General features: G+C 59.9%; 15 protein-coding genes. 7 read left to right on the plus strand and 8 right to left on the minus strand.

Features of this window, described 5'->3' with window-relative positions; genetic code table 11:
* Window positions 1-66: 66 nt before the first annotated feature.
* Both BGO89_06150 and BGO89_06155 read right to left on the minus strand, forming a co-directional pair.
* Window positions 67-405 carry a hypothetical protein gene (locus BGO89_06150; protein ID OJX57978.1) on the minus strand — a complete coding sequence of 113 codons (339 nt, stop codon included), beginning with the start codon at window positions 403-405 and terminating at the stop codon, window positions 67-69.
* Window positions 402-7,670 carry a hypothetical protein gene (locus BGO89_06155; GenBank protein ID OJX57979.1) on the minus strand — a complete coding sequence of 2,423 codons (7,269 nt, stop codon included), beginning with the start codon at window positions 7,668-7,670 and terminating at the stop codon, window positions 402-404. Before BGO89_06155 ends, BGO89_06150 begins: the two co-directional genes overlap by 4 nt.
* Window positions 7,671-7,772: 102 nt before the next feature.
* On the opposite strand from BGO89_06155, the gene BGO89_06160 reads away from it, so the two are divergent.
* Window positions 7,773-8,024: a hypothetical protein gene (locus BGO89_06160; GenBank protein ID OJX57980.1), complete on the plus strand. Its 252-nt coding sequence runs from the start codon at window positions 7,773-7,775 to the stop codon at window positions 8,022-8,024.
* A 110-nt stretch (window positions 8,025-8,134) separates the two neighbouring features.
* On the opposite strand, the gene BGO89_06165 is transcribed toward BGO89_06160, so the two are convergent.
* The 6 genes from BGO89_06165 to BGO89_06190 all read right to left on the minus strand — a co-directional run bounded on the left by BGO89_06165 (window position 8,135) and on the right by BGO89_06190 (window position 20,196).
* Window positions 8,135-9,337 (minus strand): hypothetical protein, encoded by a 1,203-nt coding sequence (locus BGO89_06165; GenBank protein OJX57981.1) that lies wholly within the window; start codon window positions 9,335-9,337, stop codon window positions 8,135-8,137.
* A gap of 18 nt (window positions 9,338-9,355) precedes the next feature.
* Window positions 9,356-10,216 (minus strand): hypothetical protein, encoded by an 861-nt coding sequence (locus tag BGO89_06170; protein OJX57982.1) that lies wholly within the window; start codon window positions 10,214-10,216, stop codon window positions 9,356-9,358.
* 20 nt (window positions 10,217-10,236) lie between these two features.
* Window positions 10,237-16,578: a hypothetical protein gene (locus tag BGO89_06175; GenBank protein OJX57983.1), complete on the minus strand. Its 6,342-nt coding sequence runs from the start codon at window positions 16,576-16,578 to the stop codon at window positions 10,237-10,239.
* Window positions 16,579-16,631: 53 nt separating this feature from the next.
* Entirely contained in the window at window positions 16,632-17,267 is a 636-nt protein-coding gene (locus BGO89_06180) for a hypothetical protein (GenBank protein ID OJX57984.1), read from the minus strand.
* Window positions 17,264-17,890, minus strand: coding sequence for a hypothetical protein (locus tag BGO89_06185; GenBank protein ID OJX57985.1), 627 nt, complete (start codon window positions 17,888-17,890; stop codon window positions 17,264-17,266). The genes BGO89_06180 and BGO89_06185 overlap by 4 nt, the downstream gene beginning before the upstream one ends.
* 116 nt (window positions 17,891-18,006) lie before the next feature.
* On the minus strand, window positions 18,007-20,196 hold the full coding sequence (locus BGO89_06190) for a hypothetical protein (protein ID OJX57986.1): 2,190 nt from the start codon (window positions 20,194-20,196) through the stop codon (window positions 18,007-18,009).
* 572 nt (window positions 20,197-20,768) lie between these two features.
* Here BGO89_06190 and BGO89_06195 point away from each other — a divergent pair.
* From BGO89_06195 to BGO89_06220, 6 genes are all read left to right on the plus strand, one after another.
* On the plus strand, window positions 20,769-21,260 hold the full coding sequence (locus BGO89_06195; GenBank protein OJX57987.1) for a carboxymuconolactone decarboxylase: 492 nt from the start codon (window positions 20,769-20,771) through the stop codon (window positions 21,258-21,260).
* 26 nt (window positions 21,261-21,286) lie between these two features.
* Window positions 21,287-21,649 (plus strand): transcription initiation protein, encoded by a 363-nt coding sequence (locus BGO89_06200; GenBank protein OJX57995.1) that lies wholly within the window; start codon window positions 21,287-21,289, stop codon window positions 21,647-21,649.
* A gap of 10 nt (window positions 21,650-21,659) precedes the next feature.
* Window positions 21,660-22,910, plus strand: a complete 1,251-nt coding sequence (locus tag BGO89_06205) for an RNA polymerase subunit sigma (protein OJX57988.1) — start codon at window positions 21,660-21,662, stop codon at window positions 22,908-22,910.
* A 54-nt stretch (window positions 22,911-22,964) separates the two neighbouring features.
* Window positions 22,965-23,537 carry a hypothetical protein gene (locus tag BGO89_06210; GenBank protein ID OJX57989.1) on the plus strand — a complete coding sequence of 191 codons (573 nt, stop codon included), beginning with the start codon at window positions 22,965-22,967 and terminating at the stop codon, window positions 23,535-23,537.
* Window positions 23,538-23,658: 121 nt separating this feature from the next.
* Window positions 23,659-24,633 (plus strand): hypothetical protein, encoded by a 975-nt coding sequence (locus BGO89_06215; protein ID OJX57990.1) that lies wholly within the window; start codon window positions 23,659-23,661, stop codon window positions 24,631-24,633.
* A 72-nt stretch (window positions 24,634-24,705) separates the two neighbouring features.
* On the plus strand, window positions 24,706-25,089 hold the full coding sequence (locus tag BGO89_06220) for a hypothetical protein (GenBank protein ID OJX57991.1): 384 nt from the start codon (window positions 24,706-24,708) through the stop codon (window positions 25,087-25,089).
* The last annotated feature ends 127 nt before the right edge of the window (window positions 25,090-25,216 follow it).

Here is a 25,216-nt window from a genome sequence, read left to right on the forward strand (position 1 = left end):
CTCCGGAAGCCATAATCCTGCTGGCTCGTTCCTTTGATCCGGCCTGTAGCGGAATAGGCTGAACTCCTATCCAAGCTTTGTGACAAACAACACTGGTATCAATACCAGAATAGCCAGGACAATAGTGACTACCCATACTGCGGTAGATCTAGTTCTACGCAAGAGCAGCGTAATCACCACTGCTTCAAAGACCGGGAATACATGGTACCAGGCATCAGCATTCTCACAATGTAGAACGCCCCCAAAGAGAAGTGCCATCGCCACAGCGTTCGCCGACACATAGAGCATACTCGCTTGCATGGAGTCAATGTACCAAGCTAAGAGTACGAATGCCAAGCCAACAGATGCAGATAGGAGCGTCCTCCATATGTTGATATTCATGGTAGAATCATGCGGTGCTTTCATCGTGGTGTTGTCCTAGTTTTGTCGTGTTGTACAGGTTGGGCCTGTCCTTGGCCCGATCGCTCCGGCGTAGTCAACGTGTTCGGAGTGTGTTGGTTCAACGGAAACAAAGGCGACCGATCCATCCTCATTACGTCTTGAATATTCCAATTTTTCTCCTGCCTAGGTGGTGGTGGCCTAAGCCAATCTAAGCCAAATGAGAATCTTGCTTTGTTTTTGTAAAAGCTATCATCGTCCTCACCAAACGCATAGAAGGGCATATCGACCTGGCCACCAGCCATCTCCACAATAGAAGCAACATAGCCGTTGGAGTTCGGTCCAAACGGCGCATAGTCAGGCAAGTTGAAATAGTCTGGCTTACCGCCAACCATGACACTCTGTGCGAATCGTTCACCTAGCTGAATGATCCGATTCTCGAACTCTTCACCGTTACCTAGCTTACCTTTCGGCCTAGAAATCTCGAATTGCTCAACATCTTCTCGACTCCAAATGTCGTTAGCATGTTTGAAATCTACGACCTTAGGCCGACCAGTTGGTCGTGCGGTCTCCGTTTCGTCCTTACCCCATAGCTCAATAAGGACATCTCTACTTGTTGTCTTGACCCGGAGGAAGCCATGTCGGGCTAGTCCTCCTACATTCATCGGATGCTGAACCACCTCAGTATACCCCCAAACAGTATCCCCCTTGGGGTCGCTGAATAGAATGGGATTGTCCGCAAACGCCGCATAGTCGCTTACTCCAACTACGGGCCTTGGATCGAGGTTCCATCGTCTGCCCAATCGGGTATCGTATTCCCAGAACTCCGCCGTCGTGTGGTTACCTGCACCCGCAACTTCATCGACCTTCTCCTGACCATTGTATCCATAGCGGTATCCATCCGCCTGCCACGACCGGCCTGTCATCGCCATGCCGAATGGATGATAGTCGGTGTAGGAGACGACTTCGGCATCGGGACTTCCGGAGTGGTCCAGAAGCACGTCGCTCACGGCCACGCGGACGTTGCCGAGATGGTCCGTCAGTTCATACCGCTTGTTGCCGATCTTGCGGCTGTAGATGACGTCGTTGGTGACGAGCGTGTCCGTAGCCACGCTTGAATACAGCGCGCCCGTTCTCCACTCTCCGATACGCGATGATCCGTAGACCGGATTCTCCTTCGCCACGACGTCGCCGCTGGCTGCCAGCTTCTCGTAGATGCCCAGGACGTTGCCCTTCGCATCGCGGACGTACCACGTGGTGCTGACGAGCGTGTTCGACGGTTCGTAGTACCGCTTCACGACGCGGTTGCCCATCGCATCGTAGAGATAGACGAGCTTCGACGTCGGACTGCTCCCGGCCTTGGTGATCGAGCGTATCTTGTTCGCCGGTGTCCAGACGATGCCGCTGCCACTCATACCTTCACTCACGTCCTGGGTCATGTTGCCCGAAGCGTCATACGCATAGTTCAACGTGTCCTGGTCCTCGATGTCGCCTGCCGTGGCCGTACTGCCCCCCAGCTCGTCCACGTGCGTCATCCGGTTCATGCCCGGCGTGTAGCGATACCGGAGCTGGTCAAGATGGCTTCCTGCATCGTCCTTCCGGTCGAGCGTCAGGATGTTGCCGTTCCCATCGTAGGTGTAGGCGCTCCGGAACTTGTTCGCCGGTGCGTCCCACGACGACACGCCGCGCGTACGGACCGTATCGGCCCGGAGGCGGTTCAGAAGGTCATACCGGTACGTCGAGGCAAGAGCGCCCAGGAGCGTGCCGTCCTTCTTCCTCGTGTTCCACGACCATGAAGCCATGTTACCGTTGTAGAGGCCCGATTGAAGCAATTGTTGCCACGAGCCCGCACCCGCCGAATCGATGACCGAGCCTGCGTGGACGAAGTCCTTGCTGTGATAGCCCAACACCATCCCGAAGGCATCGCGGCCCACGTGCTCGTGATCGGCGCCACTCTTACCGTCACCCCCCGGATCATCCGTTGCAAGCAGGGACGGCACGTTCAGACTCTTCGTCCAGCCATTGATCGTGTAGGCATGATCGATGCCCTGCACCGAGTCACGGCCCAGCTCACGGCGCCGCAAGGGGCCATGCGCATAGTAGTCGTAGCCCGCGTCCCGTTCCCAGATATGACCGTCGCGGCTCGTCGCTGACGTGACGATACGGCCATCGTGGTCGTAGCGGTAGCGCTGAAGCATCTGGTCCAGTCGTCCCGGCTGGAACCGGACTTCCCGCACCCTGCCGCTCATGACGTCGTAGTCGTAGTCCGTCATGAAGGCCAGCGTTCCCTTGCTCTCCGTCTGGCCCGGCAGGGCCTGCAGGATCCATTCCACGTTGCCGTGTTCGTCGTAGGAGTAATACGTGTTCACCTGATCTTCCGGCGTTCCGAAGTTCCCGTCCTCGTCGGCCACGGTCCAACTGATGCGGTTCAGAAGATTCCGCTGCGTACGACCCGACCATACGCCGGGCAATGCCGATGCTGCCGCCCCGTAGACCGTCCGCACGACATCCGTGCCTCGTGCCGTCGTGTCGTTCGTGCTCACGTGCGTCTCGGCATCGCCGAGGCCGCTCTTCTCGCCCGTTTCCACGATACGGCCAAGGGCGTCATAGTTGGTATACGTATACGTTCCCGAGGCCTGGCGGGCGCTTTGCGCAAGACGCTGACGGCCCACGGCGTCGTACCAGAAGCGCGACGTTCCGCCGTCCGGCGTCGTCCGCTTCGTCAGTTGTCCCAGCGTGTTGTAGGCGTAGTCGCTGCGCATCTCGTGCTGCGCCGTGTCCAGGCGCGTGGCATTCGGAGGCAGGGAGCGGAAGCCTGCCGGAGGAACCGTCCGTACGACATTGCCTGCGCGGTCGTAGTAGTAGAGCGTGTAGTGGTAGTACTTCTGGCTGCGTCTGAGGAGCGTACGGTCGAGGATCTTCGCCGGCAGGAAGCACGTCGTGTCGTAGGACAGATCGACCTCTTCGATCTTGTTCTTCAGGCAGTCGCCATTGAAGTACGCATCCAGACGGCCCACGAGACGTTCGACTTCCACCTGGGCGCAGCTCTTCGGACGGTCGTAGCTCGTCACCGTCACACTGTCCTCGGGCAGCCAGGCGAAACACAGCTCTCCGCACGAGATGGTGTCGCAGATGTTGCAGATCGGCAGCGTGGCGCACGTGTCGATGGGCGTCTTCTCGCACGAGAAATTCAGGCACGGCAGCTCGTAGACCGGCTGATTCGGATCGATCAGTACCTGATAGCCCAGGTTGCCGTTTTCGAGCTGGACGAACTTGCCGATCCAGTGCGTGAAGTCCCCACGTGCCGCCATCTCCGTCCACTCCTTCCGGTCCACCGTCATCGGGAACTTGGCTTCATAGGCCGTGCCGCCGACGTAGCCCGTGACGACGACCGTACTGTCGGCTGCCGAGATTCCCATATAGGCACGGATCGCGAGGTTACAGACGTCGAACCACTGACCGCCATAGGCCGTGACGACCGTGTCCGCCGAATGATCGAGGATGAGCGATTCATAGTGCGTGCGGACGTTCAGCATGGGAACGAGATTCATGAGCGACAGCGTCCGGCCACCGATGCAGTTCAGGGGAGAGTCGCAGAGTTCCCACTGGTCGTAGCCGAGATCGGTGATACCATCCATGTCGCAGGCGAAGACGGGTCTGAGGGGATTGTCATAGCGCACGACGGGATTGGGGATGGCGGTTTCCCGGATGACGCCGTAGCGCGTCCAGTAATCCGACGGATCGATGAAGCTGGACGTCGACGTGGTCTTCGAGTAGATGCCCGCTACCACCGACCGCGGCAGCTTCTTGCCCCACGACGCATTCAGGTGACGGTTCAGCATCCCGACGAGGGGATGCGGATTCCCCGGACCATACGGATTGCCGAACTCTTCCGGTACCGGTGCGCGGTAGCTGATCTGACACTCTCCGCCCACACGATCGACGAAGAACTTCGATTCCTGTGTGACGTCGACCATCACCACCAGAGGCGACGACGGCGGTACCTGTACGCCTGCCGTATCCTGCGGGGAGATGGTCGCGGGAATGCCTGGGATGCAGACGGAGAGACCCGGGAACGAGGCCATGAGATCACGGACGACGGGTGTGGCATCCCAGCGCGAGAGACCGGCGCCATAGGTCGCGAGAATCGAGTCCTTGTACGCCTTGAGCGCTTCATTGAGGGCGCTCACGACGTATTCGGCAAGATCGATGCTGCGCGTGATACGCTGGTGCGGCATCGTGCAGCTCTCACCCACCGGGATGGCGAGCGAGAACCGGGCGCTGCGCCGGGCCCTGGCGTGGCGCTCGTAGTCGGCGGTCGTTGGCGTAATGAGCGAATCGACGCCGACAGCCCATTGCACCGGCAGATCGCACTGCGCCTTGCATTCTTCGACGAGGAGCGTCAGAAGGCAAGCCAGTTGATGGCGCTTCAGCGTATCGGGACCGATGTTCTCCGACGGATATCCTTCGACGACGTAGCCGCTGCGGTGATAGAGGGCCACGACGGAGTCGCGGAACTCTTCACGGCGATCTTCGCACTCCGTGACGCAGGCTGTCTCCATCTCGGCGATACGCTGCTCCACACAGGCCCGTGTCGAGCAGGTCTTGATGGCGTCGACCTTCACGTCCGGATTCGCATCCTTGAGTTTATTCAGCATGTAGTCCGTGTAGGCCGCATCCTCACCGGCGGAGCGTGCCGCATGGCAGGCGATGTACTGACGGTAGTAGAGATTCACGGTATCGTCATTCGTGCCGTTGCAGGTCCAGCCCCCGACCGGCATAGCCGTCGCCGTCTGGCAGTCGGCGTCATAGCCAGCGTCATCGCTCGTCGGAACGACGCGCCATGCGTTCAGGAGCCACTGCGCACCTGTCACCTTCTCGGCATAGGGAGCGAGCGCGCAATACTTCGTTCCGACGCAGTTCAGGAATTCGTTCAGGACGTTGTAGCCGGGACGGCGCTTCATCGTCCCCACACCATCGCGGTACCAGCCGTTCATCCAGTAGGTCTGCGTGACGGCTACCCAGCAGTCGTAGACGTCCCGGCAGGAATAGCCGCCGGAGTCGATCATACGCCGGAGGAGCGCATTGATGACACCCGCGCCGTTGGGATAGGTCGGCGGCCAGTCGGCGAGGAGGGCCGAGCCGTCGTAGTGTCTGACGTAGTTCCGGATGTCGGTGCCGGTACCTGCACCGAGGTGAACGTTCAGCGAGTCCTTCCAGAGATTCGTGAGCAGCGCTTCGTAGTCCACGCCGCCGTCTTCGCATCCCGTGATGCAGGTAGAGGTGTCGAGTTCCACGCTGCAACATTCGTCGAGGGCAAGCATGACGGGTGTGCCGCTGGCGACACGCAGCGAATCGCGGTAGGCCTTGTAGCGCGTCAGCATCCTGAGGGCGATGCTCTCGTCCGTGAGATGCGCGCCGGTGCGGAAGGACGCGAGATCACTCGCATAGGCAGGCGTCGTGAAGGCCTTCGTCAGAAGACTCTCCACGGCCGCCGCGTGTGCGCTGCGGACGTCATCCTTGTGCTCGTCCAGATGCACGGCTCCGCCGGAGCGTGGCGAGAGGGTACGCTCCATGATGTAGTCGCCGGGTGGGAGCAGGATCGTACGCCAGTCCTTTTCCACCGTTACCGCTGATGGACAGGCAACGGGGCCTGTCTGCATGAGCGTGTCCCATACGACCGAACCATCCCCGGCGCGCCGGATACCGATGCGGATGTCGTAGTCGCACGACGAGCAGAAGCTCATGCAGGCGACGGCGAAATCTTTCAAATCCATGTGATAGCTCATCTCGACGGACGTCGTATCCGTGAAGACAAGGCGCCGCTGGGCGAGGATCGTGTTCTCGCGCACGAGAAATCCCTGCCGGAGCGTGTCGACGAGAAGAAGGTCATTGACGGACGAGGAGTCATTGAGGGCCAGAAGGGGCACGGCGGCCTTGCTTGCCGTAAGGCATGTCGCCACGATCCGGCCGTCCATGCGGCGATAGGTGATCGTCGTGACGCCGTTCTGATCCGTCGTATAGATCGTTTCCACGACGGAGTCCTTCGGGGCTTCGGCGCCGAACATGGAAACGAGTTCCCGCTCGGTCGCGTTGCCATAGCGGGTCTTGACGGTACGCGCGCCCACGGCATGGTCGGGTCCGGCGGCGCTTTCTTCCTGCACGCGTCCCAGCGGATCGGGCATATGCAACGTGCGCGTGAAGCCATAGCCGCGACTGGACGGAATCATGGGATCGGAACTGCCGTCGTAGTAGTCCTTCACCCGGCCATCGAGCGTAGCGGGCGCCAGGCGGTTCGTGCTCTCGTCGAAGTTCGCCGCCGTATACGGGGCGGCGCTCTTGGCCGCGAAGAGTGGTGCGTACCCGAGGCCAGCGCGTGTGGAGCCGGAGCGCTCGCGCGGCGCGGGCAGCGTCGCAAAGAGCGGACGCCCGTAGTAGTCCGGCACGGGCTGGCTCACGACGACGTCACCCTTGCCGGTCAGCATCGTCTGTTTCTGCACCGGCAAGAGCAGCGACGACGCATACATCATGCTCTCCGAGGTACCGGGCTTGCCGCCATCGTCTTCCGCGAACGTTCTCGTGAACTGCCAGTTGCGATTGGCATCGAACTGCGTGTAGTAGAAGAACGTCGACGGACGGTACTTCGCATTGAGCGTGGTGAGGCCCGACGTCGACAGGAGCGTGACGAGCGTATCCGGGTTGGGACTTTTCGAGAAGCACCCCCAGTTGCTGTCATTGGCCATGTGGCCGTCATGCAGGTTGCCGATGGGACGCACGCGCCAGACGTAGTATCCTGTGCCTTCGGCGAGCGTCACGTCCAGCGACGTCGCATGACCGTAGGTGAAGAAGCGCTGGGCCTGCTTCCAGTCGACCGTGAAGCGGCCTTCGTCGGATGCCGTACGATAGGCAGGGTCGTAGTTCAGGAGCCGCAGGACCTGCACTTCCATCATCGGGAACCTGTCGTTGCAGATCTTCGTTCCGTCGTGCATCTCCCAGGTGAAGGTCGTGAGGTTGTTGGCTCCGGTGCTGACGGAGACCTGACGCACGAGCGGTGTCGCGGGGCAAACAGTCGTCGTCGACGTGAACGGCAGGACGTCATGCTCTTCGACGAGGGTGGCACTGAGGACGAGATTCGCCTTGACGTCGCTCGGCATTCCGGAGAGGTCGAGACCAAACACTGTTACATCAACATCCTTGGACGAATCGCCGACGGGATATGCCTTCGGATGGTGGCTCGTGACGTCGATGATGTAGTCCTGCTCCGGCTGCACCGTCGTCAGGGAATCGGACACAACTGTCAGATCCCTGTTCACGTACGGCAAGGTTCCCCATTGCGGGCCACCGTTTGAAGTGCCGCTAACATTGATCGTCACCGTACCACTATAGTTCCGCCGATGCCAACGATACTGCCCATGCGTGCCCTCCAGATGCAGGCGCACGCGGACGTAGGCCTTCCTCACACGCCGTGTACCACACATGACCGTATCCACCGTCGGCAGGAAATTCAGGCGGATAACAGCGTTCTCAATAATTGCAGCACCCACCAACGAATCACTGACGATACGCTGCTGGACAAGGACGTGCTGCATCTCTTCCGTGGGTTTCTCCTGGCGCTGGGCATGAAGGCACAACCCTGCGGCGAATAGAAGAGCGAGACTGAAGACGATAGTGCGGATCTGTATCATGACACGATCAAGGATGGTGACACCGGCATGGAATGGAATGAGATCGAACTACGAACAGGCACTCGCGACAATCAGCGCCGTGTACGCACGACACGAAAACCAACCGATGCGAAGACAGCGGGATAGGGTACCAGCACCCTTCCTGCACTATTGGTTTCCGGTGAGGAATTCAGATACCCACCACCCCGACGCACGTTGTCCCTTCCAACAGGCATCCCCACCGGATCGACTTGAGCGCTCGCATCGTAGGTCCGCATGTTGTCGAAGCAGGCCTCGGATACGTTTCCGAGGATGTCGTAGAGCCCCCACGGATTGGCGGGCTTCAGGCCCACGGGCCGCGTCGTCGATGAACCACCCTGTTCCGGGGCATAGGTCCGCCACCAGGCATAGTCATCAAGTTGGTTCTCATCGACTCGCTTGATATTCCCCATGTAGGCGTTCGTCGTCGTCCCGGCGCGGGCGAAGTATTCCCACTCCGCTTCGACCGGCAGGCGGTAGCCGTTGGCGTCCCAGTTCCACTGGACGCTTCGCGTTTCGTTGTCGCCGGGATGGATCGTGTACACCTTGTCGTAGCCGTGCATATCCGAGAGACGGTTGCAGAACTCCATCATATCGTAGGTATCCACGTTGTTCACGGGATGCGTGGGATCCTTCAGTTCCGACGGATTCGTTCCCATAACCGCTTCGTATTCGGCCTGCGTCACTTCGTACTTGCCGACCCACAGGCCCCGCGTCAGCGTCACCTGATGTTGCGGGCGAGTAAGTGGACCTGTACCAATGAACCCTTCAATTGCACCCATCGTGAACGTTCCCGGTTCGACGGAGACCATCGCGATTTCGACCGCCCCGGTCATCTGGAACGTTACGCTCAGGACGTCGGCATTGGTGACCGTGATCGTCCGCTCAGCCGGCGTGAAGAGGAAGCCCGCCTTCGACGGACGCACGGTATATGTCCCGGCGGCAAGGCCCGTGAGTGTGAACTCGCCCGTTGCCATCGTCGTGACGGTCACAGGTGCGGCGCTACCCGTGCTCGCCGTCAGTGTTACGCCGGAGACGTCCAGGCCGCCCGCGGCAGTAACGACGCCCTTGATGCTGAATGTCGTGGGCGGTGTCGTCGTGCTGTCCGAGCCGCAACCACTTGTGAGTACAAGCAGCATAAGCACGGAGAGCATGGAGAGCATTGTCTTCGATGCCGTGATCGTCATTGTCGTCGTGGGCTTCATCATCGTTCCTTCGTTGGTGTCGTTCATGTCATTCACTATTTGCATCATCATCCCGAACAAACGGGACTGTCACTCCACGTACAGGTCTTCCGTCCGCTTGTTGAGGAGCTTGTAGTAGTCCTTCATGATGTCCTTCTTGCACGTGTTCTTGCAGGCCGGTTGCTGTGGCGGCGGGGGCGGACTCCCCAGCGTACAGGGCACACACGTGACGTCGCCGAACTGGTTCTCGAACTTGTTCTTCGCCGCGACGAAGGCCGCTTCGCCTTCGGGCGCATAGTCCTTCAGGCCATGCAGCCAGGCATACTCTTCCGGCAGGGGCGTATTGAACATGAGTTCGCCACAGCCGTCGCGTGTGGGATACAGCACGTTCGTGCAGCACGCCGAGGTATCGCAGGGGACGTAGTCGCGGTCCCGGAAGAGCACCACCTTGCTTGCCGTGTCTATGGAGCCGCCTGTCGTGGGCCAGTTCGTACACTTGTTGGTACTATCCTTCTGCGCCCAGCACGAGGAACGTACGATACGCCAGCAGCCGTTGGAGCCGTAGCCGATGTTGCCCGGCTCGAAGCCCATCTGGTTGTTGGAGATCATCTGACCAAGGACCAGCGTCGTCAGCTCGTCGGCAGGGATGCCTACGCACCCGGCTGGCGGCACGGCAGGCGGTTCCGGGAACGGCCGGATCTTCTCCAGCTTCAGCTCCTGGCATCCGTCCGTCGTGCAGAGCCGCTTCTTGTACCATACCCGGAAGGTGCATCCCGGCGGAATGGTGACGAAGGTCGCGATGGGCGCGATCTGACTCCACGCCCGCTGGGCGAACTTGCACGGATGGCAGGGGTCCGGGAGCGGATTGGATTCCTGGGCCTGCATCCCCGATACTGCCGTGAAGAACACCACCGACGCGATGCCGATAAATGCCTTCGTCATCGTCCTCATTCTTCTTCCTCTTATGGCTTTCATGGCCTTCCTCCGGTGGAATCTTCGTCATTCGTGTTCAGGTACTTGCGGACACCGTCCTTCAGGACGTTCGGCTTCTCGACGTTCACCGTGTCACCGAAGAGCCTCATGCGGCGGCGCTCCGGCGTCAGGCGGATGTCCAGCACGTCGCCTGCCGCCTTCATGCTGGCAGGCTTCCGGAGGGTGCCCGGTAGCATCTCCGTTCCTCCATCCATGACACCGGCGGGAGACATGCCGACGCGCAGCGGCGCCGTCCCCACGTAGTCCTTCTTGCGTGTATAGTGCGCGATGCCCGGCGTATTGTACTCGGCCTCCGACAAGGGCACGATGCCGCGCTCGGTCTCGCGCTCCTTGCGCATGAGGCGCCCTTCGTTGTTGTAGCGGTAGATGACGGCGAAGTGGCGGTCGTCGAGCTGGGCCAGAAGCCTCAAGGACGTCCGCTCGTAGACATAACACGTGGCTTCGGCGTCTTGTGGCTGGACGCGGACGTCGTCGATGTAGCCCGTATTCGTCGCCACCTGGAACGTCAGCGCGGCCGCGCCATGCGTCGTGAGCGCCGCATGACCCGCCGGGACGTTCCACTCCATGAGCTTCCACCCGGCGACGTAGGCACGCTGTACGGGCGTGGGCAGGGTCGTCCCACCCAGCTTGGCTATGGCCGCATACTGCCCCCGGTACCATGCCCGCAGGAGCATTCCCTTGTCTTCGTAATGCTGATTGACCTTCACGGTACATGCCGTGATCGCCGTCGTCTGCAAGGCAAGCGACTGACGTCCGGTGTGATTCTCCGTCGACGTCACAGGTGATCCGTACCTGTCCTCGAAACTCTCGAAGAGTGCCGTACCGCTTTCTGCATTCCGCGCGATGATCGACGGCACGCTGCCCTGATGTCCGAAGCGGGCTACCGACGAGATGCCGATGGCATTCTGCTCTTCGAGCATATCGCCATTGGGCGAATACTGGATGACGTTCGACGTGCGGATCCACCGCGCCACTGTCCGCGATGCAGGATCGCCGTACGGGAACGGTTCGTACGTACTTGCCGCGCGGCCCGCTTCCCACGCACGGTGCGTGGCCGAAAGATCGAACGTGGAATCCCGATAGACGTATTGCGCCGACGGACGCCACTTGCCACGTATGCCTCTGGCATAGTCGTTCTTCTGTGCCGTGGCATAGAGGCCGCCGATGAGCGTCGTGTCGTAGTCCCATATATCACCCCACGTCGTCGCCGACGCTGCTACCACACCGCTCGTGAGGTTCCACACGTTCGTCGTACCGGGAGAGTAGGTACCCGAGCGGAGAATCTTCCCCGCCACGGCCGTAAGCTGGTTCGTGCGGCCGCTTCTCACGACGGTTGCCGTAACGCCGCTCGACGCCGAGGCCTGAGGCGCATTCGTCACATGACCACAGACGAGATTGGCGCCCGAGATGGACGTGACCTGGGCGAAGGCCGTCCCGGCGGACCCTTGCAACATCACGACGTCGCCCGGCATGCAGTGACTCGTGAAGGACGTTGCACTGGCGATGGTGACGACGCTGCCGCTCACCGACACCGTCGTTCCGGTAGCCTGAAGTCCTTCACCATCCGACGCAGGTCCCATCGCCGGATAGACCATGTAGGCGGGGATCGTATAGTCGACCATACTACCGTCCTGTGTTCCCGCAGGGCTCTCCATCCCCGCGAACTCGTCGTAGGTGCGGACGATGATGGGCGCCCCCGTCACATCGTCGAAGGCGACGTTTTCCGTTCTGATCGTGCGGCCGTCACGGACGACCCTCGTGCTCTTCTCGAAGACGGCGTACGAGATGACCTTCGTGATCGTCGCCGTCTTCAGATACTGATCTTTCAGCAGGGCCTGCGGTGGTGCCACGTGCCCCATGACGGCGAGCGGGAAGACAACGCCCACGTCGGCGTCGACCTTGGCATAGGCCGTGAGGTCATGCACGGCATGAGTCTCGGTATGCAGGTCCATCTCCATACCACGGACGGCCGTGGTGATGCTGGCTTCACCCTCCGCATTGACGCTCAGGACAGGAATCCCCTCGCCCGGCTCGTAATACTCATGTTCGATGGACTCCACCACTTGCCATGTCCGTTCGTTGAACGATGAGAACGCGCCCGAGCATTTGCGCATGGCCTTCACCCTGCCGTGCATGGCGTTATGATGGATGGCATAGCCCTGCGTGGCGCTGGTGCCACCCTTTCGCACGGCGAGAATGGGAAGATTGATGGGCGGGAAATATTCCGGGACGTCATCAATGTCCGTGTTCTCCATCTTCACCGGATAGTCCATGGCCGTGAAGAAGTCGACGGCGGTGAAGCCAGGCTCGCTCCCGGTCGAGACGATGTTCTTCACGATGACGCGGCCATAGCCGATGCTGGCGCCCGGAAGCTGCGAAGCCGCAATCGGTCCCTCGAACTGTTCCATGTCCACACCGGCGGCGAGCTTGTCGAAATACTGCTGTTCATCGCGTCCTATGAGGAACTTCACGAGAGCACTTTCCTCGCGGATCATGCCGGGCTCGTTCGTGGCGACGCCCCAGGACGTGCGCACACCTGCCTCGACCTTGTCGTAGAGATACTCATTGCCATAGATAGCGGCACGTCCCGTTTCGATGCCGGGATCGTAGAGGAAGACACGTTTCACACGCGGACCACCGCCGTACTTGAACTGGCACGGAATGCGCACGTACGAGTTGGCCTTGTAGATACCGAAACCGGGACTCGCCGTGAAACTCTCGATCCCCATGGCATTCGCCTGTATGACGCCGCCCATCCGGTCCAGCTTGTCGAAGACCGCCTTCGACGTTGTGCCAGGTTCGGTAAGGTCCTGCTCCTCTGCCTCACGGCCGCAGGTGTTGATCATCATGCGTTCGTTCCGGATGAACTCCCGAAGGAGTTCCGGCGGTTTGGGCGACGACGTCATCTTCACGCGGATGACCGTATTGCCGCTCTGGAGCGTCACGTTGTTCGCATCGATGTCGGCATAGCCCGTGAGGAATTCGGCCGCCGAGTCCGGTACCGACGTCGTCGTGAGTGACACGGGGCACGGCGTGATGGGCATGAGGAATTTGAAGAAGAGCTTCTCGCGGCGCGCGTAGTCCTCGACGAGTTTCCGAAGCGTAGCGGGGTCGCGTCCCGGCAGTGCGGCAAGGTCCAGGTCGAACGACCAGTCATCACCCGCGCGAACGACATTCTTGATGGGGACGAGCGCCATCGCGGGTTCGTTCTGGACATGCGAATAGGTGTTCTGCTCGTACTGCACGCGGATTTCGCCGCCGCTGGGAAGGCGGATGATCTTCAGTTGCCAGGCGCCCGCGTCGTAGCCGATACTGCCGTCCTGTCCCTGCTGGCTATAGTGCTCGCGGTAGCGGTCGCCGTCACTGAAACCGTTCCACCGCAATCCGCCCCAGGCATCGACCATGACAGGATCGTAGTACGGATTCTGAATCGCCGCCGTCAGCGAGTCGGCTCGTGCGGAGTCCGCCGCCGTGGCGTCGCCCGTCACGCGGGCGAATGCGGAGTCGAAGGTGATGATGTCATTGTAGAGTGCATTCCCCTTGATCTCGGCCGGATACGACTGCGTACGAGGACGGCGGTACGTATACTGGAATTCATACGGACTGATGCGGGCATTCAGCGCCGTGCCGTAGTCCGTCCACACACGTTTGAGTGTGAGTTTTCCCATGCGCGTCACGGCGGCCGACGTCGTATGCTGGGCATAGACGCCGCTGGACGTGAGCGAGATGGCCGAGTTCAGCATTCCCGACAGCGAATAGACCGTGTCCCAATCGGCGACGGGACGAGGGTCGTAGCGCTTCGTACGGGAGTTGTACTTCGTCATCTCCACCCAGCGCTGCGCCGGTGTCTGCATCACTTCGTACGTGTATTCGAGGTTGGTCGTCTTGATGACGTCGGTATAGTTCCCGGTCTCGTCCTTGGCGATCAGAATGACCTTTTCCAGATACTCCGACTTGTTGTCCTGCGAATGGTCATCGAAGTATTGATTCGTCATCTTCGTCCGGTTTCTCTTCACGCCGCCGACGAATTTGTTGTTGTATAGGCCAGGCGGCATGGCAAGTCTCGTCTGAAGATTACCGGGACCGGGAAGATTGCCGCACACCTCTTCGTCGTTGTCCATCATGCCGGTGTTCCAGGCCTCGAAGGCATCCATACGGGTATTCTGTGATCCCTTGATGCTGATCGTGCCACCACCGCTTTTCGGCACCGTATAGTTGGTCTTGTTCGTCACGAAGAAGGCCGTGTGCGTCTTCGTCTCGATCTTCGACAAGAAGTACATCTCCTTTTCACCCATCGCCACGGCGCCGCGGTCGTCGTGCGTCTGCGTCAGGCGGCCGGGACTATACGAGTATCCCTGATACGGCGTTCTCCACTTGAACCATTTCTTCGATACCGAGTCGGTGAAGGTGCCTTTCTCTCTCGTGCCTGCCGTACGGCGATAGCCGAACTGCGTGTAGCCGCCGAAGTCGTCCAGGGTCGGCCCGTCCATCGTCCTGTCGACGTAGTCCGGCGTCCTGATCTCCGTCATGAGCCATGTCGTAGCGTACGGTGCGGTGCGTACCATCCCCGTAGCTCCGGGTGTGCTGAGATTCAGTGTGCCGAACGCCGTACGGTTGCTCCGGCGATAGAGGTCATGGACACTTCTGCCCACGAACTGAAGCGTACGCTCGTTGCGGGCGTAGACCGGCAGGCCGAAGACGTACTGCATCCCACCGGGATTCTTCACGCTGATTTCGCCGATGCCATCAGCGATTGCCTTCTCGGTCCGGTCGATGATGGTATCGTGGAGCGCGGCCGAGTAGGCCGATGGCTGCTTGCTCGAGAGCGTACTGCCGCGCACCATTTCCTTGTTCGTACGATACGACACGCTGGATGACGACCGAAGGCGTTTGTAGACACTGTCGACATGCCAGTTGTTGACGCGCGAATACAGCCCGCTCGTCGTACCGATGTTGACGAGTTCCAGACCCGTACCTACGCCGAAGACCAGTGATGGAGCCACCGCCTTCGTATCGGACGCATACGAAACGTTGTCCGCCGGATCATTGCCGAAGCGCATCATGGCCCGGTTGTTGGCACTGGAATACGGGCGGTGCTTCATGCCGTTCAACTGATGCCCGGCTCCAAGGCCCGATGCGAGCGTCATGATCGACGTTCCTACGCGCAGAGATCCGCCGATCGTGAGCTTGTCGGGTCCGCCGCCTGCTTCCAGACCCAGGTCGATCTTATCGAACTGACTCGTCGTCGCGACGGGAGTCGTGTAGCCTGCACGATCATGGACAAGACGCAGCCCTCCGCCAATGCCCTGGGCATTACACGTGAACTGGTCATAGGAATGATAGGCCGGTGAGAGATAGCGGTCGCGGGACGTCCATGGCGTTTCGCGCTCGGATGAGTGGTCCGTCATGTCGTCGCCCAGTGATGCCGCACCTTGATACAGGTAGCCATATCCCTTGCGGACGATCTCATTCGTGGCTTCCCGCTTCGAGTATCCCGCAATGATGCCCTGATGCAAGCCGATGAGCACAGGCCCCGGCATGAATCCCGCAGTCACGCCGAACTTGCCGACCTTGTCGACACCTGAATACTCCGTCGTGGCATTCGGCATCACGGTCGTCGAGAACGACCGCGCGAGGTAGCTCCCGATCGTGCCGTAGACACTCGACATCTGCCCGAGGAGCGCGCGTGAGTATGTCGGGCCGCTCGTCGCATTCTCCAGTGACGTCGCGCTGAGGCCTGCCATCGCTCCCGTCGACGTCATGAACTCACTGAAAAGGCGCGACCAGTCAACCGTCGCCGAAAATCGTTTCACGCCGTTTTGCGTCGTCGTGCCGACGGACGCAAGATTCAGGATGTTGAGCATGCTCCCGGACGTCACACTGTATCCGGTGTAGTTGTTGTAGCGCCGTGCCGCATTGAATTCGAGGACGTCGTAGCTCGCCACCTGCAGCGTCGAATACGCTCCCGTCATCCATGTCTCGCTCGCGGGCATCTTGTTGATCTGACGCACGTCCTCGCCGTTGGCATCGTCGGGAAGTCCTCTCATGCCCCGGCTGATGGCGCCTGCATTCAGCGTCCATCCGAAACCGACCCACGAGGCATCTTCTTCCGCCGTCCCGCCGGAGTGGTAGGAGAGTGTCACGGGATACGAACTGCCATGCGGTCCAGGAACTTCAAGAAGCGGGATGTTATACGTGAATCCGCCGTTGAACTCGCTGACCATACCCGTCGTGCCGAGTGGCTCGAAGGAGGTGTATTCCGGCTGCGCGGGACCCGACGTCAGAGCGTGGGCGACCGTCGGCACGAGAAGCTCCGCCATGAAGACACTACACAGGGCAATGGCCGTCGCCTGCCGCCATCGTGAGAACACTGTCATATCCGTAGTTCCGGTAGGTTGCGAAGTGTGCGTGGTCTGAACTGAAACTGTACGCGGCCCGATCCGAAGTAGCGGTCGGTCCAGACGAGCCGTGCTTCGTCCGATGCCGCGATATCATGCTCGCTTGCCGCCATCGTGATCGTGATGATGCGCCTCTCACCGAGGCCCGTCGTCTGTTCCATGAAGGTATCGGCACCACTATACGAGTGGCCCTTATCCGTTTCGAGCGTCATGTCCTCGTGCAGCCGGAACGAGAGACCGGCGAGTTTTTCCGTGTAGGCACCCACCGATGTCATGTCGTCGAAGAGAATGTCCTGCATCTCGTTCATAGGGCGGCCGTCACGCCGCGTGATCTCGAGCGTGAGCACGACGGCATCCGCGCCATGTGGCTTCGTGCTGTCTGTGGCATTCCGCATCGCAAGACGGGCGCGGCGGAATGCAGCGGGCATCATCGTGCAGCGGATGACATAGTTCCGGATGACCATCGTATCGCTCATGCCATGCTCAGGATCACGCAGCCACGCATATCCTTCCGGCACGGTCATCTCGCGCATGCAGCCGCAGAGCATGGTTGTCATCGCCATACAGGCGGCGAGGAATACGTTCGTGGCTATCGTCGCGGCTCGTATCACTTCTTCTTGTCCTTGCTGCCCTTGAATGAACCGGAGTAGTGCGTCCGGAGATACTCCAGGACGATGGGCGTGACGTCCGTCATCTCCGACTGATAAAGGAGCATTCCTTCGTCCTGAATGGCGAGCACGAGGTCATAGCCGTGCTGCTTGCCGATTTCCTCGGCAGCAGTCTTGACCTGGCTCGCGATACCGCCCGTCAGGACCTGCTGCTCCTGTTCCATGCGCTGCATGATGGCGGACGCGTATTCCCGTACCTGCGCCTCCTTGGCGTGCAGGGCCTGTTCGCGGCCCTGCTGCTCGGCAGCCGAGAGCCCGGAACGCTCACGCTCGTAGTCCATGATCATGGTCTGCAGTTCCGCCTTCAGCGTATCCACGTTCGCCTGCCATGCTCCGGCCGTCCGCTGGAATGCCTGCCGTGCATCCTGCGCCCCCTGATACCGCTCGAGGACGGTATTCACGCGGACGATGCCCGTGCGGGTGGATGCCGCAGGACGCAGAAGGAGATAGATGGAGGCCACGCAGGCAAGGACCGCGACGGCCCCGATGATGATGACGAGGGGTCTGCTGATCGTGGTAGTCGAGGATGGCGTTGGTGCAGGTGATGGCGGGGTCTTGACGTTCATTATCGTACGTGGTTTCACATGGAGGAATGTATCAGGATCGGATCGCGGCACGAATCATCGTCCTGGCATACCGGGATGACCGATATGCCCGCGGCATCGTGCGTGATGTTGTAGTGCTACCGGATGATGCGCAGGACACTCACGGCATCGCCCGTCTCCCACTGGAGCCGGACGACGTAGGTGCCTGAGACGAGTGTCTTCGTCTTGTCGAGTTCAGAGATGGTCAGCGTATGGATGCCAGCGGGGAGGTTGCCGAGCGCAGAGGCAAGGACCGTTTCTCCCACAAGGTTCAGGAGCGTGATGTTCGCGCGCTCCAATGTCCCTTGCGACGAAATGGTAAGCGACGCACCACTCATGCGTATCTGGACGGCCTCGTCATACGAGGCGAGCGTACCCGTACTCCCACGGCGAACATGGATGTCATGGCCTCCTGCCTGCACAAGGACACGCTCCTTCAGCGCTCCGTCTCCCGGCCAGTAGACCGTCATCGTGTCCGCGGTGTTGCCTGTCGGCGGCAACGTGAACACGGGAGGGTCTTGCACGAGCCGCCCCCGGCCGCTCGCGTACGTCATATGTGTCGTGCCGACGTCCACGGACGCACCCGCCAGCGGCTGTGGTGCTGCCGCGAGGCGGGCCGTGCGTCCGGGCATGATGTTCATGCGGTTGTAATAGACCTGAACGCTGTTTCGCCGGTCGACGAGGAGGTCGAGGCGTCCGTCGCCGTCCAGATCACAGACGACGCCGTCGCCGCAGTCGTCGAGACCATCCAGGCCCCATGCCGACGTAACGTCTTCCCACGTTCCGCTTGTTTTTTGAAAGACGCCGAGGTAACGGCACGTTCCGCGAGAGAAGCGAAGCTGCTCCTGCACGCCATCGTTGTCCAGATCGGCATAGATAACGGAACTCAGATGTTCCTCATAGCGCGGGCTCTCGGCATCGCCGTCGTCGAGTGCGATGGACGCACTGCCATAGGAAACCATGCGTACGTCATGGGCCGTACCTGCATTCGCATCGCTCCACGGCACGGATGACGGGAGGCGCAGGATCGCGGCCTGCCGCTCATCGTCCCAACCGATCCATGATCCGATGGGCTCTCTCAGGGTGGATTCTCCGGCACGTCCACGTGCCTCCGTGCTCCAGCTCTGTCCCTCGCCGACCATGCGGACGATATGATCCTCTGCTCCCGTACGAAGGACGACGTCCAGACGTCCATCCTTGTCGACGTCGGCGATCATCGTGACAGGGGCTTCGGTCGTGCCCAGCAGATCCTGCGCCCACGGCGAAGCCTGCCACACGCCGGATGTGGCACGCCCAAGAGCAAACAGCGTCGGCACTCCCGCCGAGCGGCCGCCGAGAAGTATTTCTTCCTTCCCATCGTGATCGATGTCGCCGATCGACATGCTCATGGGAACGAGAGACGCCGAAAGCTGGGCCTGGCCCATGTGCACGAGATGTCCACCATGCTTCATGGTATAGAACGTCACCTTGTCATCACCCGCTCCATTCATGGCCGCAACATCCATGCGTCCGTCGCCATCGGCATCCACGAAGAAGACGTAGGGCGTGGCGGAGGTGTCCTCAAGCGTAATGTCGACAGGCGTCATGCTCCTGCCATCGTTCATGTAGAGCATTCCGGCCGCCGAGAAGTCGAGCCTGCCGTCGCCGTTGACGTCACTCACGGAGAGATACCGCACGTCACTCCGGCCCTTGTCCCGTGCGTCGTCCAGCATCGTGTCGCGCACGAAGCCACGCTCCGTGATCTCCGGCATCTCCACCACGACGTCCATCATGAAACCGAAGGGTGCCGTGCTCCATGCGCCGCCAGACGCCTGCACAAGCTGTTCCAGTCGGCGCTGGCCCGATGCTTCGGTGCATGGCGCCACACGCTCTATCATGTCCGTGACCAGTCTGACGTCGTTATGGCGCCCCTCGACCGACACGAAGCACTGTCCGCCTGCATGGACGTACGGATCATCGAAGTGCGTGGTAACGGTCTCGATGCCGTCCTTCTCCTTCGTGACTCTGGTTCGTACGACAGCACGCTCGAGGCGTGGTGCGAGTAGTCCGCCCTCGTGTCCGTAGACGACGATATCGCACGCATGATCACCCTGGGGACCATCCAGCATGACCGAGACCGACGTCATGCGCGTACCCGCAGGCAGCCGCATACGCTGGACACATTTCACGAGACTGCCGTCAGTGTAGACACCATAGTGTCCACCCGGTTCGTACGTACGAAGGGTATCCGTAGCGGCAATGCCAGGAATGGCAGGTATGAATAGCAGAACACTCGCTGCAAGACTCACCGGATACCGTCTTGCCGGACAACGTACCAATTTCCTCATAGCTTCCTATCTCAGTTCGCATTCACGTGTACACTACACACATTCGCGCGGTGAAGCGGCCCAATATAGACCCGAAGCAGGGCTAGTGACAAATATCGACGGTATTGTCATTCAGCCATCTAGCACACGATCGTACTCATTTACCAAACGGGTGTCTAACCACTCCAACACAGAAATATCCTTGATCAATCCTGGGGGTTGTCCTCCATGCGCTGATGACGTTGACCTTCCCCCGTTTGGTTGACAGTGTAGAGGTCTCCAATTTCCATCCGGAAAGGAGGCAGATATGACAGAGAAGCGCGGGAAACGCTATGACGACGAAGGATGTGACGATAACGAACCCGAGAACCAGACCATGGTGTTCGGGTTCGTGCGTTTTCGGGCCGATCGCCCCGCCATTCATGCGATCGGCTACCTGTACCGACCGACTATCTTTCCGGCTCGGTGCGATTTTTTTCGGGCTCTGTCCAATACCGGATTCTCGATTGTTATTGGGGTGTACGACACATTCACCCACTGCGTTCGAGGTTCGAATGAGCAACATCAGAATCAACGTCTTCGAAAAGGGCGCCCCGGTGCTTGGCGCCCTGTCGGGATTCGGCAGACACCTGGCCCAATCGTCGATCGAAACAGCCTTGCTGCACCTGCTGTATTTTCGGGTGTCGCAGATCAACGGATGCGCCTTCTGTCTGGACATGCACGCGAAAGACCTGCGTGCCGTCGGCGAGACCGAGCAACGCCTCCACGTCCTCCCGGCCTGGCGCGAAGCTCCTTTCTATTCGGAACGCGAGCGCGCCGCTCTGGAATGGGCCGAAGCGCTTACGAGACTCGAAGGGAGCATGGTATCGGACGCCGTCTATGCCACGGCCCGGGAACAGTTCTCCGAGACCGAGCTCATCGACCTGACGCTCGGCGTGATCGCCATCAACAGCTACAATCGTCTCAACATCGCCTTCGGAGCAGCAGTAGGCACCTATCGCGTCGGACAGTTCAGCCAGAAGACGCAACCACAACCCCAATCATGACCATCAATATCATCGAGGACACGACCATGAACGATTTCATCCTTCTCTTCCGCAGGGACTCCGTCTCCAGGGAAAACCAGCCGTCACCGGAACAGATGCAATCCTCCATCAAGCCGTGGCAGGACTGGATCGGCAGCATCGCCGCCCAGAACAAGCTGGTGAGCTCGGGAAACCGGCTTCACAACGAAGGCAAGGTCGTGAAGTCCCCTACCATGGTGACGAACGGCCCGTATGTCGAGATCAAGGAATCGATCAGCGGCTACATCATCGTCCGCACGAAAGACTTCGACGAAGCCGCGGAGCTGGCGAAGGGATGCCCTATCCTGCAGGATCCGTGGAACGGCAACGTAGAAGTCCGCATGATCGTTCCGATGGAACCCGCCAACTGATTCCACTGCCATGGACGGACACGAACTCCTGCCGAATCTCTTCAGGACAGAGTACCGCAAGATCATTGCGGTACTCTGTGCCACGTTCGGCATAGACCATGTGGAGATCGCCGAGGATATCGTCGCCGACACGTTCCTGTCCGCCACGGAGTTATGGGGCACGAAGGGCCTGCCGGAGAATCCGACGGCATGGCTGTATACCGTCGCGAAGAACAAGACGAGAAATCATCTCAAGCGGACGTCGCTGTTCGCGAATACGATCACACCTGCACTGCGGAACGACCTGCCCGTGTCGGAGGAGCCGTCGATCGACCTGACCGAAGAGCGTATACGCGACAGCCAACTGGCGATGATCTTCACGGTATGCGATCCGCGCATCCCGGTCGAAGCCCAGGTGGCGCTCGCATTGAACCTCCTTTGCGGCTTCGGTGTGCAGGAGGTAGCCGATGCCTTCCTGATCACCAGGGAAGCTGCATACAAACGGCTGCATCGCGGGAAGGAACGCCTGCGATCGGAGCGCATCCGGATCGAACAACCCGAAGCGCACGAACTGGACGACAGACTACCTGCCGTACTCACGACATTGTATCTGCTGTTCAGCGAAGGCTACTACTCCTCATCGACGAATACCATCCTCCGCAAGGACCTTTGCGGTGAAGCGATGAGACTCGCATATCTCCTCGTTCAGAACGAGACGACCAATCTGCCTGTCGTCAATGCATTGCTGTCGCTGATGTGCTTCCACGCGTCGCGGTTCGATGCGCGCTTCAGTGCGAACGGCGACGTCGTCCTGTACGGAGACCAGGACGTCGGCCTCTGGGATATGGAGCTCGTACGAATGGGCGAACACTTCCTGAACCAGGCATCGACGGGTTCCAACCTGTCGAAGTATCATCTGGAAGCGGGCATCGCCTATTGGCATACCCATAAGGACGATACGACCGAGAAATGGGAGAGTATCCTGCAGCTCTACAACCGTCTGTTGCAGATCGAGTATTCTCCTGTCGCGGCCCTGAACAGGACGTATGCGCTCGCGAAAGCGAATGGCTACGAGCAGGCCATCGTCGAAGCGGAAAAGCTCGACCTCACGGCCAATCATCTGTACCACTGCCTGCTCGGACATCTCTACGTGGATATCGATCGGACCATGGCTCTGCATCACTTCGATATCGCATTGTCCATGACGACGTCGGACATGGAACGGCAGGTCATCGTGCAGCAGATGGATGCGATCGTTCCGACGTGGAACTCACCGCCCTGATGGTGATATTTCGCCTTGTATCCGCTTACCTTCCGCCACTCGCAGTATCCACCTATGACATCCGATATGCCGGCCTCCTCACCGATATCGAACGATAGCCTCGTACTCGTGCGCCCGCATGCGCGCTATCGCAAGACCTATCTCGAAGGGTTCCGAGAGTTGACGAACGATGCGGAACGTACAGCATGGATATACCTTGGCGAAGCGGCACCACTCGATACGCTCGACGGTGACTTCGATGCCTATGTGAATACCTTGCTGAACCGCGAGTTCGAACGGCCGCCAGGATTCGTCTGCGATACGATCTACTGGGGTCTTGTCGGCGACACGGTCGTCGGTCGCATCGCTCTCAGGCATGAACTCAACGAGATGCTCGCCATGGTCGGAGGGCATATCGGCTATATCGTACGTCCGTCGTACAGGAATACGGGTATGGCCTCCGCCATGCTTCGGGCCATTCTCGATACGGATCGTGCGAGGGCAGTGGGCAGGCTGCTGCTGACGTGCGACGACGGGAATGCGGCATCCGAACGCGTCATCGTCAGGAACGGAGGCATCTATGAAAGCTCGGTATCTCCTGGCTCCGGACGTCCGGCAAAGAGGCGTTTCTGGATCGACGTGAGGTGAGAGTCCTCGATATCATCGGCCCGGACATGGCGACACGAATGTTATCGACACCATTGTTCGATATGTGACCGGGCGCTAGATTGGTTCGGCAGTTTTCATCCATTCACACCCGAATCACGTCATGCGCAGACTAGAGCGCCTCCAGGCGATTCTCATCCTGCTCCAGTCGAAGTACGTTCTGACCGCCGACGAGATCGCCGAACGCTTCGGCGTCGCCGTGCGCACGGTCTATCGTGACATGCGTGCACTCGAGGAATCGGGGGTACCTATCGCCGCAGAGGCCGGCGTGGGATACTCACTCGCCAAGGGGTATACCCTGCCTCCCGTACAGTTCACACAGGAGGAGGCTCGGGCGTTGCTTCTGGCCGAAAAGATGCTGGCCGCCCACGCGGACACGGGATCGTCGGAGACCGTCACGAGTGCCATGACGAAGATTCGTGCAGTACTCAGAAGCGAGGGACGGGACGATGTCGAAGAGCTCGAGCGACGCGTCATCGTGCAGCCTCCGAGAAGCATCGGCAGGACAATGCAACCGGACGTCATGAACGTCCTGCAGAACGCATTGCTCGACCATAGCGTCGTCCGTCTGCGTTACTTCACCAATGCACGACAGACCTATTCCGAACGGGACGTGGAGCCCATCGGCCTCAGCTTCTACGGCCTGCGCTGGCACCTGCACGCATACTGTCGCGACAAACAGGGCATCCGCGATTTCCGCATCGACAGGATCGAGCACGCACAGTCCACGATCGAACGTTTCAATCCTTCCTCGCATCCGACGTTAACCGAGCTGGTAACGGGACATCTTCGGATGGAGAAGAAAGATCGCATTCCCATCGTCGTCGACGTCAGATACGACATCCTGCCGACCATCACCGACTCGCGGCATCAATTCGGCTTCGTTTCGGAGGAGGCCAGGGAATCCTGCATGCGTATGACGTTCATGGTGCACCATCTCGACTACTTCGCGCGCTGGCTGGCGATGATGGAAGACGGCATCACCGTGGTGGAACCAGACAACCTTCGGATGTGGATTCACGACATCGGCACGAGGATCGCCGCCCATCATGCCCCGAGCGGCGGCCAACGCTCCTGACAATCGGTTGTCATCCGGGACACTGAGCTTTGCAGCGATCACCGACTGCACATCATCCCACGGGGCTCCGTCGTGAATACGGCATCCAACTGGTTCGAAATACCCTGCCATGACTTCGATCGTGCAGTACGATTCTATCGTGGCATCTTCGGCATGGATCTTCCGACGGAAGACGTCATGAACGAGCCGACCATGTACTTTCCCTTCGACTGCGATGCGGCGGGTGGGTCCGTCATTCTGAGCAAGCATCGGCAGCCGTCCGAGCACGGCACCGTCGTCTATCTCAATGCGGGTGAGGATATCGTCAGGATCGTGGGGCGCGTTTCCGTCTTCGGTGGCACCGTACTACGTGACGTGCATTCGATCGGGCCTGGAGGTTATGTGGCATTGTTCCTCGACAGTGAGGGCAACAGAGTAGGACTCCATACCAACGATCTCCAGCCTCTTGACGTGTAGTCAGTATTCGGCGCCAGAATCAGCGCCGCGCTCCATCCCGGGTGCATCATGTGGCAAGGAGTAGTGTGAGGAGAGGGGTAGGATGGCACAAAGCAGAGAAGCCCCGCTATCGTTGGATAGGGGGCTT

This window comes from Candidatus Kapaibacterium thiocyanatum, assembly GCA_001899175.1.
Lineage (GTDB): Bacteria > Bacteroidota > Ignavibacteria > Kapaibacteriales > Kapaibacteriaceae > Kapaibacterium > Kapaibacterium thiocyanatum.

Bases quoted from the DNA above. Each gene is read 5' to 3' on its own strand.
- BGO89_06185 (OJX57985.1), bottom strand. From the start codon at position 17,890: ATGAACGTCAAGACCCCGCCATCACCTGCACCAACGCCATCCTCGACT.
- BGO89_06170 (OJX57982.1), bottom strand. From the start codon at position 10,216: ATGAGGACGATGACGAAGGCATTTATCGGCATCGCGTCGGTGGTGTTC.
- BGO89_06200 (OJX57995.1), top strand. From the start codon at position 21,287: ATGAACGATTTCATCCTTCTCTTCCGCAGGGACTCCGTCTCCAGGGAA.
- BGO89_06150 (OJX57978.1), bottom strand. From the start codon at position 405: ATGAAAGCACCGCATGATTCTACCATGAATATCAACATATGGAGGACG.
- BGO89_06210 (OJX57989.1), top strand. From the start codon at position 22,965: ATGACATCCGATATGCCGGCCTCCTCACCGATATCGAACGATAGCCTC.
- BGO89_06160 (OJX57980.1), top strand. From the start codon at position 7,773: ATGCCAACGATACTGCCCATGCGTGCCCTCCAGATGCAGGCGCACGCG.
- BGO89_06175 (OJX57983.1), bottom strand. From the start codon at position 16,578: ATGGCGGAGCTTCTCGTGCCGACGGTCGCCCACGCTCTGACGTCGGGT.
- BGO89_06205 (OJX57988.1), top strand. From the start codon at position 21,660: ATGGACGGACACGAACTCCTGCCGAATCTCTTCAGGACAGAGTACCGC.
- BGO89_06195 (OJX57987.1), top strand. From the start codon at position 20,769: ATGAGCAACATCAGAATCAACGTCTTCGAAAAGGGCGCCCCGGTGCTT.
- BGO89_06215 (OJX57990.1), top strand. From the start codon at position 23,659: ATGCGCAGACTAGAGCGCCTCCAGGCGATTCTCATCCTGCTCCAGTCG.
- BGO89_06165 (OJX57981.1), bottom strand. From the start codon at position 9,337: ATGATGATGCAAATAGTGAATGACATGAACGACACCAACGAAGGAACG.